The 16,575-nt window shown below is 44.4% G+C and carries 15 protein-coding genes and 2 pseudogenes; 6 read left to right on the top strand and 11 right to left on the bottom strand.

All coding sequences use genetic code 11. The features are described 5' to 3' along the window. Window positions 1-86: 86 nt before the first annotated feature. The 7 genes and pseudogenes from ABGV42_RS05490 to ABGV42_RS05460 all read right to left on the bottom strand — a co-directional run bounded on the left by ABGV42_RS05490 (window position 87) and on the right by ABGV42_RS05460 (window position 5,495). Window positions 87-704, bottom strand: a complete 618-nt coding sequence (locus ABGV42_RS05490) for a TetR/AcrR family transcriptional regulator (protein WP_347380746.1) — start codon at window positions 702-704, stop codon at window positions 87-89. Between the two features lie 154 nt (window positions 705-858). Beyond that, window positions 859-1,050, bottom strand: a complete 192-nt coding sequence (locus ABGV42_RS05485; RefSeq protein ID WP_347380745.1) for a hypothetical protein — start codon at window positions 1,048-1,050, stop codon at window positions 859-861. A 29-nt stretch (window positions 1,051-1,079) separates the two neighbouring features. Beyond that, window positions 1,080-2,468: an amidase gene (locus ABGV42_RS05480; protein WP_347380744.1), complete on the bottom strand. Its 1,389-nt coding sequence runs from the start codon at window positions 2,466-2,468 to the stop codon at window positions 1,080-1,082. Between the two features lie 45 nt (window positions 2,469-2,513). Beyond that, window positions 2,514-3,836, bottom strand: a complete 1,323-nt coding sequence (locus tag ABGV42_RS05475) for an MFS transporter (protein WP_347380743.1) — start codon at window positions 3,834-3,836, stop codon at window positions 2,514-2,516. A 14-nt stretch (window positions 3,837-3,850) separates the two neighbouring features. Next, window positions 3,851-4,609 (bottom strand): quorum-quenching N-acyl homoserine lactonase AiiA, encoded by a 759-nt coding sequence (gene aiiA / locus ABGV42_RS05470; protein ID WP_347380742.1) that lies wholly within the window; start codon window positions 4,607-4,609, stop codon window positions 3,851-3,853. A 317-nt stretch (window positions 4,610-4,926) separates the two neighbouring features. Next, window positions 4,927-5,001 (bottom strand): annotated as a pseudogene (locus ABGV42_RS05465) (IS200/IS605 family transposase); the annotation flags it as partial. After that, window positions 4,983-5,495 carry an LLM class flavin-dependent oxidoreductase gene (locus ABGV42_RS05460; protein WP_347380741.1) on the bottom strand — a complete coding sequence of 171 codons (513 nt, stop codon included), beginning with the start codon at window positions 5,493-5,495 and terminating at the stop codon, window positions 4,983-4,985. The pseudogene ABGV42_RS05465 and the gene ABGV42_RS05460, both read right to left, overlap by 19 nt. 739 nt (window positions 5,496-6,234) lie before the next feature. Between ABGV42_RS05460 and ABGV42_RS05455 the strand changes: the two genes are divergently transcribed. Both ABGV42_RS05455 and ABGV42_RS05450 read left to right on the top strand, forming a co-directional pair. After that, window positions 6,235-7,002 (top strand): hypothetical protein, encoded by a 768-nt coding sequence (locus ABGV42_RS05455; RefSeq protein WP_347380740.1) that lies wholly within the window; start codon window positions 6,235-6,237, stop codon window positions 7,000-7,002. Between the two features lie 29 nt (window positions 7,003-7,031). Next, window positions 7,032-7,268, top strand: coding sequence for a PepSY domain-containing protein (locus tag ABGV42_RS05450; protein WP_347380739.1), 237 nt, complete (start codon window positions 7,032-7,034; stop codon window positions 7,266-7,268). Window positions 7,269-7,532: 264 nt separating this feature from the next. Here ABGV42_RS05450 and ABGV42_RS05445 read toward each other — a convergent pair whose 3' ends face one another. Both ABGV42_RS05445 and ABGV42_RS05440 read right to left on the bottom strand, forming a co-directional pair. Continuing rightward, on the bottom strand, window positions 7,533-9,146 hold the full coding sequence (locus ABGV42_RS05445) for a DUF4179 domain-containing protein (RefSeq protein ID WP_347380738.1): 1,614 nt from the start codon (window positions 9,144-9,146) through the stop codon (window positions 7,533-7,535). Next, complete coding sequence (locus ABGV42_RS05440; RefSeq protein WP_347380737.1) at window positions 9,130-9,648, bottom strand: RNA polymerase sigma factor; 519 nt, start codon at window positions 9,646-9,648, stop codon at window positions 9,130-9,132. The genes ABGV42_RS05445 and ABGV42_RS05440 overlap by 17 nt, the downstream gene beginning before the upstream one ends. Window positions 9,649-10,121: 473 nt before the next feature. On the opposite strand from ABGV42_RS05440, the gene ABGV42_RS05435 reads away from it, so the two are divergent. The 4 genes from ABGV42_RS05435 to ABGV42_RS05420 are packed head-to-tail and all read left to right on the top strand — an operon-like array spanning window position 10,122 to window position 15,074. Beyond that, window positions 10,122-10,871, top strand: a complete 750-nt coding sequence (locus tag ABGV42_RS05435) for an ABC transporter ATP-binding protein (protein ID WP_347380736.1) — start codon at window positions 10,122-10,124, stop codon at window positions 10,869-10,871. Between the two features lie 12 nt (window positions 10,872-10,883). Continuing rightward, entirely contained in the window at window positions 10,884-12,848 is a 1,965-nt protein-coding gene (locus ABGV42_RS05430) for an ABC transporter permease (RefSeq protein ID WP_347383146.1), read from the top strand. A gap of 23 nt (window positions 12,849-12,871) precedes the next feature. After that, window positions 12,872-14,482 (top strand): sensor histidine kinase, encoded by a 1,611-nt coding sequence (locus tag ABGV42_RS05425; RefSeq protein WP_347380735.1) that lies wholly within the window; start codon window positions 12,872-12,874, stop codon window positions 14,480-14,482. Further along, on the top strand, window positions 14,460-15,074 hold the full coding sequence (locus ABGV42_RS05420; RefSeq protein ID WP_347380734.1) for a response regulator transcription factor: 615 nt from the start codon (window positions 14,460-14,462) through the stop codon (window positions 15,072-15,074). The genes ABGV42_RS05425 and ABGV42_RS05420 overlap by 23 nt, the downstream gene beginning before the upstream one ends. 585 nt (window positions 15,075-15,659) lie before the next feature. Here the strand turns inward: ABGV42_RS05420 and ABGV42_RS05415 are convergent. Next, a pseudogene (locus ABGV42_RS05415) lies at window positions 15,660-15,914 on the bottom strand (transposase); the annotation flags it as partial. Between the two features lie 49 nt (window positions 15,915-15,963). After that, on the bottom strand, window positions 15,964-16,575 hold the full coding sequence (locus ABGV42_RS05410) for a DedA family protein (RefSeq protein WP_347380732.1): 612 nt from the start codon (window positions 16,573-16,575) through the stop codon (window positions 15,964-15,966).

Below are 16,575 nucleotides of genomic sequence, written 5' to 3'. Positions count from 1 at the left end.
AACAAAATAAGTTCTAGTGCGGAGACTGAATGTCTCGGCAGGACTATCCCTCATCAAGGTTATGTGGCTTTGGGCCAGCCCCTCAATTAACGTCTATGAGCTTTTAAACCTTCAATAAATATGCGTTGTAATCCATCAAGAACTCGTTGGCTCGTAAAGCCTTCATCTTGGAGATGGTAATCGATATTGTGAAGCACGGCCAGCAAGGCTTCAATGGTATATGGAATGTCCACCCCGGATACGTCTCCCTGTTCAACGGCCTCATTTAGCAGATTTATGCTTATATTGCGCATCCATTGACATAACGGAGATTGTAACGGACGATGCCCGGTTGAGGCCCGACCCACCTCACAGAGCCAAGGAACTTTTGTCTCTAAAAAAGAAACATATCTTACTATTACATGGTAAAGCCGGTCCAAGGCAGCGGTTTCTGGGGATTGATCAAGAAATGCTTGAACTTCATCAAACAAGGGTTGGTACTCTTCACACGCGATCTCCAGACAGATGTCGCCCTTATCCGAGTAGCGGCGGTATAGGCTTGCTTGACCTACTCCAGCAGTCTTCGCAATCTGATGCATATTGACATTGTCAACACCGTTTTTGATGAAAAGTTCTCTAGCTGACGCCAAAATTCGTCTTCGGTTTAACTCCTCTCTGGGAATTTTCGGAGAGGCAGATTGCGATTCTGAATTCACTATAAACATCTCCCTTTATCTTAAATTAACTGTTATTTAATGTGAAAAACGGACAATATGTCCGTTTTTCGTGTATGGGACATGTTGTCCGTCAAATTCATATTATCATACATTTCGTGAAAATTAAAAATACATTCACTTGGGGGACCGATAAACCTTTTTTTTATTTCTTGGTATAGTACTTTTTGTAAATTGGAGGAAAATGCGGTTCAATGCCCGTTAGGTCCAGTTCCATCAAACTTGCGATCGTAGGAATAAACTGCTCGTACGCTTTTTTGTTGTCGCTCGTCGTTTCTGTTCCGGTTTCGGTCGATGCTTTCCTGTTAACTTCAGAGTTAAGTTGCTTCTGTTCCATAGGATACCCTCCATCAAATTTAGTCAGGCTTACAAATCCGGATGTCTCATGTGCCAGTCGGTATTCATCTCATAAGTATTGCCGATACCTAGTACTGTCGCTTCTTCGAAGGGGCGTCCAATCAATTGCATATTAATCGGCAGACCGGAAGGTGAGAACCCGCAAGGCATGCTCAGGCTAGGCAAGCCGGTCAAATTGGTCGGAACCGTAAATGAGTTCAATCTGAATACACTAGCATTATCATCTGCACGCGGCGCGGTGATCGGTGTTGTCGGCGTCAACAGGATGTCGATTCTGGACAATGCATTCAAAAAATCATTGACAATTAGTTGTCGGGCCCGCTGAGACTGGAGGTAAATGGAAGCCGGAATATCTCTGCTGCTTTCGAGAAACATTCGGACATCCGGACCATACTGTTCTAATTCTGTCTCAAGCCACTTTTCGTGGTTGGAGTACATTTCCGTCATCATAATGGCCATCGTCGCGCTTTTAACATGTTTGATCATGGGCAGGCTGACTTCGATGATTTCCGCTCCCAGTTCTCGGAATTTATTGATAGCGGCCTTCATCGCGGCTTCCACTTCCGGCATCAAATCCTCGTAATAGTAGCTTGTCGGCAATCCGATACGTACCCCCCTGAGACCATTCGGATACATCTTGATACCTGGCGCAGGCAGATCGACCGTCGATTCATCCTTCGGATCGAAGCCTGACATCACATCCAAGCACAGGGACGCATCCATGACGCTTCGGGTCAACGGACCTGAGTGGTCCAGTGACCAGGCCATTGGAATGATACCATACCGACTGACCCGACCGTACGTCGGCTTCATCCCTACGACGCCGCACAAGGCGGCGGGTATGCGGATCGAGCCTCCAGTATCCGAGCCTGTGCCCAGATAAGCAAGTCCAGCCGCCAAAGCAGAAGCCGAGCCGCCGCTTGAACCTCCCGTTACAAGTTCTGTGTTCCACGGATTGAGGCAAGGACCGAAGTGCGGGCTAGTTGTTGTTAATCCCGCAGCGAACTCGTGAGTCTGTACTTTGCCCAGCAGAACCGTGCCAGCCTCATGTAGCTTAGTTGCAACCGTCGAATCGTAATCGGGGACGAAGCTGTTCAATATTTTTGAACCGGCAGTTGTTCGGATCCCTTTCGTGTAATATAGATCCTTATGAACGATGGGAATCCCGTGAAGGAGCCCTTTATACCGACCATGCATAATATCGCGTTCCGCTTGCTTCGCTTGTTCAACCGCCAGCTCGGACGTTTGGGTAACGAAAACGTTCAGTTTCGGATTCAAACGTTCGATGCGATGAAGCGCATGTTCTGTAATCTCTACCGGGGATATTTCCCTTGTTCGGATCCCTTCGGCCAGCTCATGAATAGCAGCAAAGGACAGTTGGGAATTTAATTTACTCATCTCGTCATCCTCCCTATCTTTTGGACAAGTCGTCCGTCTACCAAACTAATTACCATAGCTTCCGCTAGGATTTGTTTTTCTTGCAAATAAGTATGTCAGGATTGCCAACAGGGCAATGGTAAAATAAACAACAGAAAAAGGCATCTTTAGATCAATCAGTCGTCCGACCAGCGCAGGACCGAACGCTCCGCCTAGCAGATAGGCCAGTGTGAAAATACCCATCCCCACACCCAGCTCAGCGGAACGGAGTGTCGTCGAAACTAAATTGCTGCTAGAGGTGAGGACACCGTTGAATCCAATCATAAGGATAATAATCAATAAAGCATCGATCCATGGCGGCAAATGTACGGATACACCCAGCAGTATAAATCCGCCGATGACGAGACTTTGCGATATGACAAGCACGCGGGAGCTTCCGAAACGATCCGTCCAGCCTCCGATCCGGGATCCGAGCAAGGCTGCGCAGGCGGCACCGGGAAGCATCAGCAGACCGATTTTGCTAGTCGGTAAATGAAAGGTGTTCTTCATCATGACAGGAAGAGTAAAGGTTAACCCCGTGTTACATACGAAGGTAAGAAATCCAATCCCTAGAATTCGTCGGTAAGGAACATTTTTCATGAAAGATGCATCGATAAATGGATGTTCTTTTTTCTGAATATGAATACCGAACCATAGAAGAACTGCTGCTCCTGCAATGAGCATAAACCAATAGTTCGTAACCCCTAGCAATACCAACGCCAGTCCGGCGGAGAACAAAACAGCTCCGAGATAATCGAATGAACCTCGGTCGTGTTTCTTGCTTGGAACATACTTGAATACCAAAGGGATAACAAATAGGCTTAGACTGGACACGATGAACAAAGCACGCCAGCCAAAGTATTGCTCTACGAAACCGCCGAACACAGGCCCGAAGCCGGAAGCAAAGGCAATTGTGGCGGATAACGTTCCCAGTACCCGTCCCTTGACGGCAGGCTTAAAATATAGGGTTACTGCCGCATAAGACAGGGGAGAGATGGATGAGGCCCCTGCTGCTTGCAGCAGTCTCCCAATGATGACTTGCAAGTATGAAGCTGCAAAGAAACCGATCATAGAGCCGAAAGCAAAAAGGATTAAACCAATGACATACAGCTGACGGAAGGAAAAGGACTCCGTTAACTTGCCGTAAGTACCGGCGCCGATAGCCATCAAAATGCTGTAACCGACCATGACCCAGCTCACCTGCGAGGAGGTCAGGGCAAAGTCAGCGGAAATCGACGGTATAGCCAAGTTAAACATAGTCATATTGATGTTCCCGAAAATAATGAGCAAGCAAAGTGTCCCCATTAATTTCCGCTCATTTCCAGATAAAACCATTGATTGAGTATCCATAGCCTATTACTCCATTACAGGAAGTCAGGAAAGGTGCGGCATGTTTGCGCTTGATCTCTATCGTGTCCCAAGAAAACATAGGACGGCCGAACATCCTGAATCAACTCCTGCATGCGAATAATCGATTTGTCAGCTATCTCTTGATCGAATGTCAAGAACGGTACGTTACTCTCGAAGTTATCCCGAGTATAAGCAACATCAATCGTCAGAAGCACTGGACCCGACTTTTCTGTTGTGACGAGGACTGATTGATGCCCAGGGGAATGACCCGGAGTGAAGAAAATTTGAACCCCCGGAATCAATTCATGGTCACCCTCAATGATTTGATATTGTAAATCGGGTAGCCTGCACTCTAATGGAGAGTAATCCTCGTTGCCTATGGCCGCATCATACTCTGCCCTTTGAATAAGGATAGGTGTATTGCGGAAATGTCCGTTTCCCCCAGAATGATCCAAGTGTAAATGGGAGCTAATGACCATCTGAATATCGTCAGGTCGATAACCGACACGCTTTAACACATTCACGATCGAGTCGCCGTCCGACATGTTGGGGACGACGCGCCCTTCACGTCTAGTCCCCTTGTAGTAATCGGGATTATTGATAAAAGAGTCGGGCATTCCCGTATCGATGAGTATCGGACCGCTGGTCGTTTCCAACAGAAAAGACCACACAGGCATTCCGACTAACTTCCCGGGGACAAGGGTTCGATTAACAGCCGATTGATCTAGGAAACATTCACCTACAGGTAAAAAATACAGCTTCTTGACATACATCCAGTTTCACCCTTCATATTATAAATTCGGACAACTTGTCCGGTGTGGATTTATTGTAACGGACAAGTTGTCCGATGTCAATCATCATCAGAAAATAAGGCCGATCATAACAGTATTAATTACCTAAAACTTATCTTCGCTTGTTATACGAGGTCTACCGCCCCTACCAGCTCAAACATGGTTTTTTGGAGGTCGTGGGAGAACTGTTTTTGTTACAAGGTCCAAAGCCTCTAAAGCCCCTTCGTTCTCCCGGCTCCCCCCATCGTAAAACAGCAAAAAAAAGGGCAACCAGTAATAACTGGCTAACCTGATAATACGAAAAGCCGCCGATTTCCATATTTATACTTGAGCTGGGCATGCTTCTCGAATATAATTAGCGAACTTTTCCCTTTAGATAACCAACTAATCCGAAATGACACAATGTTCTTGTCCCGCGACAGTACCACATACTTTGGCAAATGTAATCGTCGATGAGTGCTGTACGTTCAAGTTCTTGAATTTGTGTTTTAACTTGCTCGGGATTCCCAATAATAAAACGCCCTTTATTTTGTTCACGGATGGCTAGTTCAAGTGGAGTAAATTCATAGTTAGCAGCTTCTTCCACCGATATTAATTGCAGTTCTTCTGTTTTTGAACCCTTATACATTCTCATCCAGCTAATTTCAGCGGGTAATGCCGCTAGCTTTGCCTCTTCCTCAGTGTCCGCCACGAAAATAAATTTCGATAAAATGCTATATGGCTTTTCTTCATGACCTTTCGCTTCAAAGCGATGTTTATATTGCTTTAATAATTGAACGTCTTGACGAGGGTTTAATTGACCTGCAAAAGCGAATTTCAAACCAAATTTTGCCGCTAAGCTTAAGCCACCATCGGATGAGCCTAGCATTGTTCGTTATTCAAACAAAAAATACCCAGTCAAGTGACTAGGTATTAACTGTGTCTGTCTATCAAAAGTATTATCTATTACTTCACTGACTTTAAGAAGATTCGTTATCCCCATCGATAACATAGTTACTTAGACTTATTTCTCCAATTAACTATTGTATTCAATCATAACAGCAATCATAATAATTAATTCAGCTACCTTCTTGTTTTTATTGAGCCCTCGTTTCTACGTTAGTTCAATCTCCTAGTATTCGTAAAAGATTAAACGAAAATTAACGTGAATAATCTCATGTCCTAATGATATTATTCCCCACCTCTAATGTACTTTTCATCAGCCTCATGCATGAAGAGTTGGTGCAATGGACTAGCGATTTGTATTGGTAAAATTTACTCATTAAACTGTGTTCTCATCTTTGTTAAAGTGGATAAGCATTATGAAGACAAAGACGGGAGTTTTAATTGACATGAACGTTCGCACCAAATCCATCATTGGGCCTGCTTTGCGTGACGACACTAGCGGGTACGTATTTCAGTTATACGGAGCATCAGAATAATCGACAATGGGAGGCGTAATACGCAATACGGGTCGCATATGCAATCGATCTACTTGCGCGAATTCGACTAATGCGCTTGCAGAGTCCCTTGCGGCATCTACGTTTACAGATCGGCAAGCAGCCCTTCAATCTGCGATTGAAAGTGCCAATGTTATCTTGCAATATGTAAGGAGTGCCTCCGCTACAATGAACTTTCCATCTTGGTCCTCGTATGAGTCGTTCATCACGGACGGCAGCTGCTACTTGGCCTATCCCGCCAGCGAGAAGGGAATCTCGCTCAACCCGGATCAATTAGAACAAATTCAGCGTTTGAGAACGTTCGCGAAGACCGCCCGCCCGTATCTCAAACAGGTGAGAAAGAAAGCTGTTGATTCCTCTTCATCAGATGTACAACAGATATCAACTGAAATGGAAGAAGCTTTGTCTCAGCTCGACTCGGTCTCCACGTATGGAAATAAAGCCTTTAACGAGTTTCTGTACAACCAAAATCCTTACATACCTTTGAAGCCAGGAACCGTTTTCGCCGGTGAAACCACTTATAAGGCTACGGAGCTTGCGGCCAAAGCGAAAATCTTCATGGGAGAGGCTTGGAATAAAGGAGCAGGTAAGCAAATCGTCCACATAGCCTCTGGCGGGAGCAGCCCCGAGTTCGGAGAAGTCATGGATTTCAGGTTATCGGACACTGATGGAAAATCAACCAGCTCCTATACTGCAACACTAAGTAAAAGCGGACACGTGCTCCAAGTTAGACGCAAGGGCTCGATTTCCAATGATACAGCTGCAGGGCAATCTATGGACTTAAAGCAGGTTATTGCAGTTGCGGACGCCTGGATGGCTCGTTGGTCTGACGAACGTCTGACATTAGTAGCGAAAGAGATAAAAGAAACCTCTCACGTATATTCCGGTCCGGGAGCAAGTTTCCATTTCGCAGATGAAAGTCGTATGGCAATTTGATCGCAATACCGGTACGTTGAAGAGCTTTGATGCGTCTAATTATTTTTCCCATTACAAATAAAACCTTCCCCATTCACCCGAAGCTGACAGCGGAGCAAGCCTCCGCGAAGCTTGGCCCAAAAGTAAAGGCCTCAGGTAAGCCAAAGCTGGAGCTCCACAACGACAAGCTCGTATATGCATTTCCCGTCACTGGGATCGAAGGCGTTTCTCACGTATACGCAAACGCCCGCACAGGCGCTGGCGAAGGCATTGATTATAACTTGTAACCACAACAAAACGAGGCAGCCCCGCGAATAGCTTCGCCGCGGGGTGCCTCGTTTTTGTGTGCCAATCTTGGGTCAGCACTTCTTTCGTGCACGGAACCTTCGGTATGTCTGCGGGTTGTCCAGGTCGATTTACAGTAACGTTTCCCGTTAGTTTAACGAATCATAGAATTTCTAATTACTTATTTTTTATTCGTTACATATACGGAAAATTTATGCCACTAAGAGAGCCCAATAATGTGGACTCTCTTTAGGATTTTAGCTGAGTTATAGTTCAACTTCTACATCCCGATCTGGATCGGTGTATTTATAAATACCGGGGTTTAGTTCGATTATCTCATCCAATGGAATACCACTATAGCTGTCAATATTTATTCCTATAGATACCATTCCCTTAGGTGTAATTTCAGGTACGACTTCTTTGCCGTTGATCCGTAAAGTAGTTTGGTTCACACCCCTAAAGCCTGGAGATTCGGAGTGTGATTCTACAATCAAACTTTCCCCTTCTGTATAATACGTGAACTGAATCTCAAATCCATCAACATTGAGTTTGGTATATTGCTTTTCTTGTTTTGGTTTATCTAAAGTAATCCAGTTTTTAGTCGTATCCCGTTTCTCAACGACAGCATCTTTTAATATCAGCTTCATTGGAACATCAGACCAGTTTTTATACCACTCCGGAGATTCAAATTGAATTAAATGCTGAAAGCTTCCCGGAAGGTCTTCTTTCAAATTTCTCCCTCCAGTAATTATGCTATCCCCTATAGCCAATTGTGCAGTGTTGTAATGAACTATTCCATTCTTTAGAGAACCTTCTTCGTTTATTAGAATTTGAACATCTAAAGGAGTAATCACAAGTTGTTCCAAAGTGATGGCTGATTTTTTTTGAAATTCAGACCTAGTAAGTAATTTTCTAGTGTAAAGAGCCTCACTTGCTTTTTGGCCATCTGCTTTAAAGTCAAACTTCCAAGTTCCCAATATCTGCTTGGCTTCTTCGATGTAACTGAAATGAATATTAGCGTCCGTCCACTCTGCTTTGGTCATATTGAATACCTGCTCAATTAACAGATCTTTATCTTCGCTCGGTAAAATAGTTGGAATTGCGTTTAATTCGTTCTCACTGGTTTGAACTACTAAATGAGGATTACCACGTCCAAAGTCAGATGGTGAGGCAGCGACTTTATAGCGGATAACCGTTTGATTATTATCCTGTCTAACGGATTCGATACGAATTGAAGGATATTGTGCAACTCCTGTCACAATTGTATCTCCAGCTTGGTGATTAGAATTTAAGGGAAGCTCCCGATCACGGTATAAAATAAGATTTTGGGCTTCAAACGAATATTCTTTGGTTTTATCCTTTAAGGTATCAGGTGTTTCATAGACCCCAATGAGTTTCTGACTAGTCGGATCGTATCCTAAGTAACCATATACTTTCATCTTCGATCCGTTTTCACTTTTCATGGTATTTATCTCTGTGGCAAATCCTGTATATTGCTTCAGATCAAATGAAGTGTCCAGAGATATGAGCATCTTCATTTTTTCTCCATCAGTCACAACGCCGTTCAAATTCATGGTCACACCAGAACTGGAAGATTGTAGATCGTATTGCTGACCAATTCCGTTGTTTAACGCTTTTGCTACGTTACCTCCTCCGATTCGCTCCCAATCAATCGTCACACTAGCAAACACAGGGATGGCGACAAGTAAAAAACAAGAGAAGACGATACTGATAGGAATAACTTTACCACGTTGCCGAGTAGTCTTCTGAAAAGTTCGCAAATTGACTCGGCGATTATGTGCTTCCTTTTCTATGGCTGTCCACATTAAGTCATAATCCGGCTGAGGAGTCTCCTTAACCTTTTCAATAAAACGATTCATTACTTCTCATCTCCTTTAGTTGAGGTTCAACCATTTTATTAAGAAGTTTTAGTCCCTTGCTTAGTCTGGATTTTGCAGTTCCTACTGGTATGTTCATTACTTTTGAAATTTCTGGAACAGTCAATTCGTTGATAAATCGAAGGACAACCACCATTCTAATTTTGTCAGGGAGCTCACTATATAGCCCTTGTAGCTCATCCTTCGTTTCTCGTTGGTTTAAGCATTCTTCGACAGGGTTGTAGTCTTGAGTTTTGGATAACAAATAATGCCGCACTTCTTTCATCCATCCTGTTTTACGTCTTCTCAAAATACTGTTACATTCATTTGAGGCAATTCTTAATATCCAAGATTTCAAATTCCTTACCTTAGTTCTGTCTGCCATGATTACTTTGACAAATACTTCTTGGCAAATATCCTCAGCATCAGCTTCATTTTTCATTAAATAGTAACAAAAATAATAAACATGCTCTTTATACATTTCGAAAATCTCTCGATCATTCATTCTCTAGCACCCCCTTTTGTTTTCTCATACATAAGACTGATAAGGTTATGTAATCGTTCATTTTGGTTACACAACTCAGGAAAGTCCTTGATTCTATAAAAAAAGACGCTGAATTAGCGTCTTTGAGTTGTACTATGTTCATACATTACAAGAATGTTTCGCGAGCAAATAAATACTTTTTATAAGATATAATTCTCTGCTGTTGTTTAACTAACCTGCCTGTTAGTATAACAAAAAAAAGCTGTTGATCAGCTGCCCATTGGTTTTTAGTGCTAATGTTTTCTTGCTAGTTCAACAGATCAAATGACTACTCGGGTACTATCACTTTTTTCTCTCGTTTTGTCCATCTTATTGTTTGTTCAGCTAAATTAAGTGATTTAGTTTCAATCATTTTTTGCGTGAATTGCTCATGTCCTTTTGTCAAAAAAAAGATATCGTGTATCTTGAACGAACTTACAGAAAGGAAGAATGTTATGCACAGCCTGTTACACGCAAAGGGCGTGACCAAACTCTACAGTCCCGGACAAAGACCTGCCTTGAACGGAATAACTTTTGAAGTTCACGCCGGAGAGTTCATCGGCATCATGGGGGCTTCCGGCTCAGGAAAAACTACACTGCTTAATGTATTGTCCACCATCGACATGCCAAGCGGAGGACAAATCACCATTAACGACATTGATATCAGCGATCTGGACGATACTCGTTCTGCCGATTTTCGCAATGAACATCTCGGGTTTATATTTCAGGAATACTTCTTGCTGGACAGTTTAACGGTTATGGAGAACATTGCTGTCCCACTAGCTTTGCAGGGGCTCCCTGCGGCAGAAATCGATCGCTCCATACGAGCTTTAGCCGAGCGCTTCGGCATATCCCAGCAGCTTGGGAAATACCCGAGCGAACTCTCCGGCGGACAGAAGCAGAGAGTTGCAGCAGCAAGAGCCATTGTCAAGAAACCGGCGATCTTATTCGCAGATGAACCGACCGGAGCACTGGATTCCAGTTCAGCAACCGAACTGCTGCGTACCTTAAGCGAAGCTAACGAGGAATTGGGTACAACGATTATGATGGTTACTCACGACGCTTACGCGGCAAGCTTTGCCAAGCGAATCCTGATATTTAAAGACGGACGGATATTCAATGAGCTTAACCGCATGGATCGAGACCGGCGCAGCTTTTATGAGACCATTCTGGAGCAGATCGCGCTGTTGGACGAATCCCGCTGAAGAGGTGCAATGATGAAATTAACAACCATAGCTTTTAAAAATGTAAGGAAGAATCTGTCGTTCTACTCTCTATACCTGTTCTCGGTCGCTTTTATTTTGACGGTATTTTTCACCTTCGTGTCGTTCTCGATGAATGACATCATGATGGAGAAAATTTCGGAAGACGGCCGCGTAGAAACAATGACTCGGACCATCTCCGTCTTTTTAATGGCTTTTGTATTATTCTATATGTCCTATTCCAATACATTCTTTATGAAACGCAGAATGAAAGAGCTGGGCATTTATGCGCTGCTGGGATATCGAAAGTCCGCGATGCTGAAATTACTGACCTTCGAGAACATCCTGATCTGCATAGGAGCACTTCTCATCGGTATCATAATGGGTGGTTTTGCCCACAAAGGAATCGTAAGCGGCATCTCTATGCTGCTCGATTTGAGGATCAACTCCGGCATCATTCCGTTATTTAACGGAAAAGCCGTGTTCTACAGTCTAGTATTTGTCTTTGTGGTTGTTCTTGCCCTAAGCTTTTCGAATTGGAGACTACTTCGTAAAACGACACTGTTAAGTCTTGTCCGGCTTGAAAAGGCAGTCGAAAAACCGATCAAGATCCGAGTTCCCGCTGCTGTATTGGGTCTCTTGCTCATCATTGCAGGTGATTGGGTGGCCATTGATGCGATACGAGGAAAAGAATCTCTATGGAAATCTATTGGCGTAAGTCCTATGGGTCTACTCATGGTGATGCTGATTACAGCCGGTACTTCATTGTTTATTTACTCTTTTGTACCATATCTCATGCGCAAGCTGGAAAAGCGGAAAAGCCTGCTGTACAAAGAAATTGCTATTGTCACGATACCCAAATTTATATACCGAATCCGGACAAACGCTAAAACCTTAATTATGCTATCTTTGCTAATTGCGGGCACTTTAGGGGTATTCGGTTCTACGGCATTAACTATGTATTATCCCGTGGCGGCAATAACCCGAATCATTCCTTCCGCAATGGAATTCCCGGTTGAGAAGCCAGAACAGGCTGAACGGGCTATTCAAGCATTACATGAGGTAATTGGCCCCGGTCAGTATGAAGCTCTTCAAACAACCTTTTTGAACGTTCGTTCCCAGTCGGACAATCTACCTACCGAATACACACTGGGCAAGGAGCCGGGATTTGAATTGATCGCTTTGTCCGACTATAACCGGCTGCTGGCTCAACAAGGTAGGAAAATAGGCCACAAGCAACTGGAAACGAATAGCGCCCTTTTGGTAAAATATCGTTCCGATCCGGAAAAGAAGGATGTCGGCCAAATCTATCGGCTCTCCCTTCCGGACAACCAGTCGCTTGATGTCACAGTCCGGGACACAACGCTGGCCAACCCCGTCGGCTTTAACATCAGCGTAGGCATCCTGGTCATCTCCGATGAATTGTATTATCGGTTAGCAGATCACAAACTCCCCGAGTTTTCTGTCATGAGCATAGATGGTCCGGACTTAAGGCAAAGCAAGACGGCTTATGAGGCACTGCAGCCCCTATTGAAGGACAATCCTTATTTTGCCAGCGCCTATGCCCGAACCTATGAAATCATGTACGCTAACAGCTCCACCTTTTTATTGCTCGGTTTTCTGACGGTGCTCTTTTTCATTGCGGCTGGCAGCATCCTGTATTTTCATAACATCTCTGCAGTTACTTATGAGCAGAAGGATTATGAAATTCTCAGCAAAATGGGTTACAGTAAGAGGAAGATCCAGAAAATGATACGGAGGCAGATTCAAGTCATGTATGCCATCCCGTTCGGGATCGGTTTTGTCCATAGCATTTGCGGGTTGGTCTGCTATAAATCGCTGCTCATCGACGATGTCCTTGGCCAAAGCCATCAAATTATCGTACCGGTCGCAATGGCCTTGGCCATTGCCGGAGTTATATTCTGCCTTTATTATTTCATTACCAAGAGAGCTTGTTACCGGGCCGCATTTCCCCGTTAATTCAATTCGCTGTAAGGTTATCGTTGAAGGAGGCGAACCAGATAAAAAACAGCTACCTGTACAGACAAATGATACTCATCGCGAATGAGCTGATGATTATCTTTTACCTCGCTTACGGGCATTTGTCCGGACTTCGGAGTGTTACCGCCGTTGCAGACGTCATCCTGTTGGTCCTAATGACTTTAATCGCCGCGGACGCCATATACATCAGCAACATAAATTTGAAAAATAGCGGTGTATTGACCCGGTTTACATGGTTGTTAATCTTATCGGGCTGGTACACATTATGGAGCATCGATTCGGGAGAGGAGCAGTTAACCAAACTGCTCTCTTTCTCTGGTTCGGTACTTTTATACGTCTCCTACCGGTTTATATTCGCTTTTTTCTTTCAAGATTCGGCTTACATGTACCAAAAGCAGACGGACCTCTTATTAAAAGCGACATGCGTTATAACGCTGCTGGCAGGCGTGATCCGGGATTCATGGTTTCATTTACTTTTTCTAGTTCAGCTATTGCTTAGCTTTGGAGCAGGCGTCTTCCTATGTTATGTGCATCGAAAGCGAATCCTGTTTGTTCTCCGGAGCGAATGGAAGCAGTTTGGCGCTTCGGCCTTGGCGGCAGCTGCGATATTTGTCGGCTATGTGCTGTGCTTTGGAACACAACCGGAATATGTCGAGGGACTTGGAGTCTACCCGCTTCTTATCCTGCCCTTGTTCAGCATCCACCGAATTGCATTTACATATGCCGGGGACCTGCCTGTCATGCTGTTTCGAGGGAAAAGGGCGCTGGCCCTTTTGTTCGGGACGGTGGGTTGGTTTAGCTCGATTGCCCTGCTGCTGCGGCTTCAGCCAAGCGAATATTTTGTCATCGCTCACGGCCTGCTCGTATGCATACAAGTATATGCTCTATTGTTGTATCTTCACGCTAAGAAACGGTCAGACGAGGCCAGCGAAAATTCGATGAGGAGTATGGACAGCTATTATGCAAGGTCTCTGCATCAAATCGAACGGGAGGAATCGATCAAAAGAGATTTTTCGCATTATCTGCATGACGACATCCTTCAGGACTTGCTGTCTGTTCGGAATATGATGAACAAATCGGACCGGCCGGATGTCCGCAGCTTGATCATGGAAGCGCTGGACCGTCTGAACCTGTCGATCCGGCAGCAGATGCAGGAATATCATCCCACCCTGCTTAATACTTTGACTTTCAAGGAAAATCTGAGAAATCTTTTGAGCATGGTTCAGCAGACGTATCCAACGAGAAGATTTAACATTTCATTTGATTGCGAAGATACCTTTTTCTTGGTTGAGCCTTACAACTATATCGTGTATCGAGTGCTTAAAGAGCTTACCACCAATGCCTTAAAACACTCGAAAGGAACCTCTCTCTACATCAAGCTCTCTCTGAATACAGGCCATGTGGAGTTAATGGTACAAGATAACGGCATAGGCTTAAAGCCATCTGATCCTAACAGGACGGGAATGCCGAAAGGTATGCAGTCGATTCGGGAACAGCTCGCTCTGATCGACGGTTCAATCATCCTGGACTCGGCCCCTGGTGGAGGTCTGTCAGTGAAGGTATACTTTCCAATGAAAGGAGAAGGATCTTATGCGCATTATTTTGATCGATGATCATGCCCTGTTTGCCAAAAGTCTGGAAATCGCTTTGGAAGGCACTCCGGAAATCGAGAGATTTCAATCCGTATCGAACGTATCCGAAGCGGTTTCCGTCATCAAGAGGGAGCAGCCCGACATTATATTGATGGACATCCACTTAAGTTCCTCCGGGAATGAGGACGGGATTCTGCTTGCCAAGCAAATACTGCATGAAGTTCCGGAAGCCAACATCGTGATGCTGACCGGCTATGATCTGCCGGTATACCGGTATGAGGCGCAAAAAATAGGGGCCAAAGGTTTTCTGAATAAACATATGGACCCCGAAGAGGTTGTTCAAGCCCTGCTGGATATCCAGAACGGGCTGCTTCATTTCCCCACTTCCATCGAATTTATCGAGACGCTGACAGACAGTGAGAAGCAGATTCTTCAGCTGTTAAGCGATGGATATAAACGCAGGGAAATAGCTGGCATGCTCTATATCAGTGAACGAACGGTCTCAAACCATCTGCAGCATATTTTTGAAAAGCTGAAAGTCTCCTCCTCGCTGGAAGCTGTTTCAAAAGGAATTCAACTGGGTTACATTCAGCCTATTTTTAAGACAAACTAAAGCGAGCACAAGTATGCTCCCCATTGTCCTGCCCGTTAGTTTAACAAACATTTAGCCTTGTTACTTAATCTCCAATCTTCTTACCATCCTTATTATAGTATTTATATTTAAATGCATAGGTTTCATCCTTTGATTCAGGTTTGTCGGTGCAAGTAACAGACTTCTGGTTGACGTTAAACTCCTGTTGTATCATTTGTTCATTTACACGTAATTGCATTTTTAGCAATATCATTAGCCTGATTTGTTACAACCATAAAATTCATTAATGAGCATGAAGAAGGACTGAGATCCACGCTAGCAGGCCTGGCTGCTCTTCTTGAGTAACGGCAAACCTTCCGATATACTCGCAAATATGTATGAAGTTTTCGCGAAGTCATTAATTTAACCTGCCCGTTAGCTTAATGAGCCATCATGAGTAATTAATATTTATTTTTTGAACATTTTTCTGTTCTCTATCGTCTGTAAAGGTATACCTTTACGGCCATAAAAAATGGGTTGTCCCATAAGTACTTCTCTGGCGCTTCATAAGACAGTTCACTCTATGAAAAAATCAGCCAAATGAAAGAAAGGGCGGTGCCAGGGAGGTCATCCCTGCACCGCCCTTTCTCGCTTTCGGTCTATTACCGCCTTCTTGAGCAGATTGTAGGCGAGCGATAGCCACCCGACCTCAAGGCTCACTTTTCGCAGGCCTCGAATCAGAAAACGTCTGAATCCCGATTGTTTTTTTATGTCTTTTGTGCTGCTTTCATAGCGAAACCATTGCTTGCGTCCAGCCGCACATGTCCATGTATCCTCTTCCTCGTTGTATTCCCAGTTGTCCAGTTTGCTCATGCCTTGCTTTCAATGGCTTTATATTTTGATTGGTGTAGCGTTTGAAGTATGTTGGGTCCTAGCTTTTGAGAACCCGCTTGCGCAAAAATAATATACCAATCACGGCTGCTCCCAGTGCCAGAAGGACATATACGGCATTGGAATACAAGTCCATGTAACCCACGATCTTCTCCCAGGAAGCTCCGACTGCCGAACCCAAATATACGAGAGCCGTATTCCAGATCAATGAACCAATCGTTGTCAGGACAAGGAAAGGCAGAAAACTCATCCCGGTGCTTCCGGCAGGAACGGAGATGAGGCTGCGAATCAAAGGTACAAGACGACCCAGAAAAACGGCCCATGATCCATGCCGATCGAACCAGTCATATGACTTCCGGATATCTTCGGGTTTCAAACGCAGAAATTTTCCATATCTCAAGATGAGTGTTTCCAGCCTGTTTACAGATAACATTTTCCCGACCCCATAGAGGCAGATTGCTCCTGCGACCGAGCCGGCGGTTGCGGCAGCGATGACTCCGAATATGCTCAGACCCGATTTGGTGGTCATGAACCCGCCAAAGGTAAGAATGACTTCCGAAGGAATGGGGGGAAACAGATTTTCCAATGCGATGAGCAGAAAAACGCCCAGGTAACCATACGCATCCATAATTTCGGTTATCCAATGTTCCAT

Source organism: Paenibacillus pabuli (genome assembly GCF_039831995.1).
In the GTDB taxonomy this organism is placed as follows: domain Bacteria; phylum Bacillota; class Bacilli; order Paenibacillales; family Paenibacillaceae; genus Paenibacillus; species Paenibacillus pabuli_C.
Note: the sequence above shows the minus strand (reverse complement) of the source record. Positions and strands in the feature narration are given on the sequence as shown.

Coding starts and splice junctions, on each gene's coding strand:
- ABGV42_RS05490 (WP_347380746.1), bottom strand. CDS start 704: ATGTTTATAGTGAATTCAGAATCGCAATCTGCCTCTCCGAAAATTCCC.
- ABGV42_RS05485 (WP_347380745.1), bottom strand. CDS start 1,050: ATGGAACAGAAGCAACTTAACTCTGAAGTTAACAGGAAAGCATCGACC.
- ABGV42_RS05480 (WP_347380744.1), bottom strand. CDS start 2,468: ATGAGTAAATTAAATTCCCAACTGTCCTTTGCTGCTATTCATGAGCTG.
- ABGV42_RS05475 (WP_347380743.1), bottom strand. CDS start 3,836: ATGGATACTCAATCAATGGTTTTATCTGGAAATGAGCGGAAATTAATG.
- aiiA (WP_347380742.1), bottom strand. CDS start 4,609: ATGTATGTCAAGAAGCTGTATTTTTTACCTGTAGGTGAATGTTTCCTA.
- ABGV42_RS05460 (WP_347380741.1), bottom strand. CDS start 5,495: ATGCTAGGCTCATCCGATGGTGGCTTAAGCTTAGCGGCAAAATTTGGT.
- ABGV42_RS05455 (WP_347380740.1), top strand. CDS start 6,235: ATGAACTTTCCATCTTGGTCCTCGTATGAGTCGTTCATCACGGACGGC.
- ABGV42_RS05450 (WP_347380739.1), top strand. CDS start 7,032: ATGCGTCTAATTATTTTTCCCATTACAAATAAAACCTTCCCCATTCAC.
- ABGV42_RS05445 (WP_347380738.1), bottom strand. CDS start 9,146: ATGAATCGTTTTATTGAAAAGGTTAAGGAGACTCCTCAGCCGGATTAT.
- ABGV42_RS05440 (WP_347380737.1), bottom strand. CDS start 9,648: ATGAATGATCGAGAGATTTTCGAAATGTATAAAGAGCATGTTTATTAT.
- ABGV42_RS05435 (WP_347380736.1), top strand. CDS start 10,122: ATGCACAGCCTGTTACACGCAAAGGGCGTGACCAAACTCTACAGTCCC.
- ABGV42_RS05430 (WP_347383146.1), top strand. CDS start 10,884: ATGAAATTAACAACCATAGCTTTTAAAAATGTAAGGAAGAATCTGTCG.
- ABGV42_RS05420 (WP_347380734.1), top strand. CDS start 14,460: ATGCGCATTATTTTGATCGATGATCATGCCCTGTTTGCCAAAAGTCTG.
- ABGV42_RS05410 (WP_347380732.1), bottom strand. CDS start 16,575: ATGGAACATTGGATAACCGAAATTATGGATGCGTATGGTTACCTGGGC.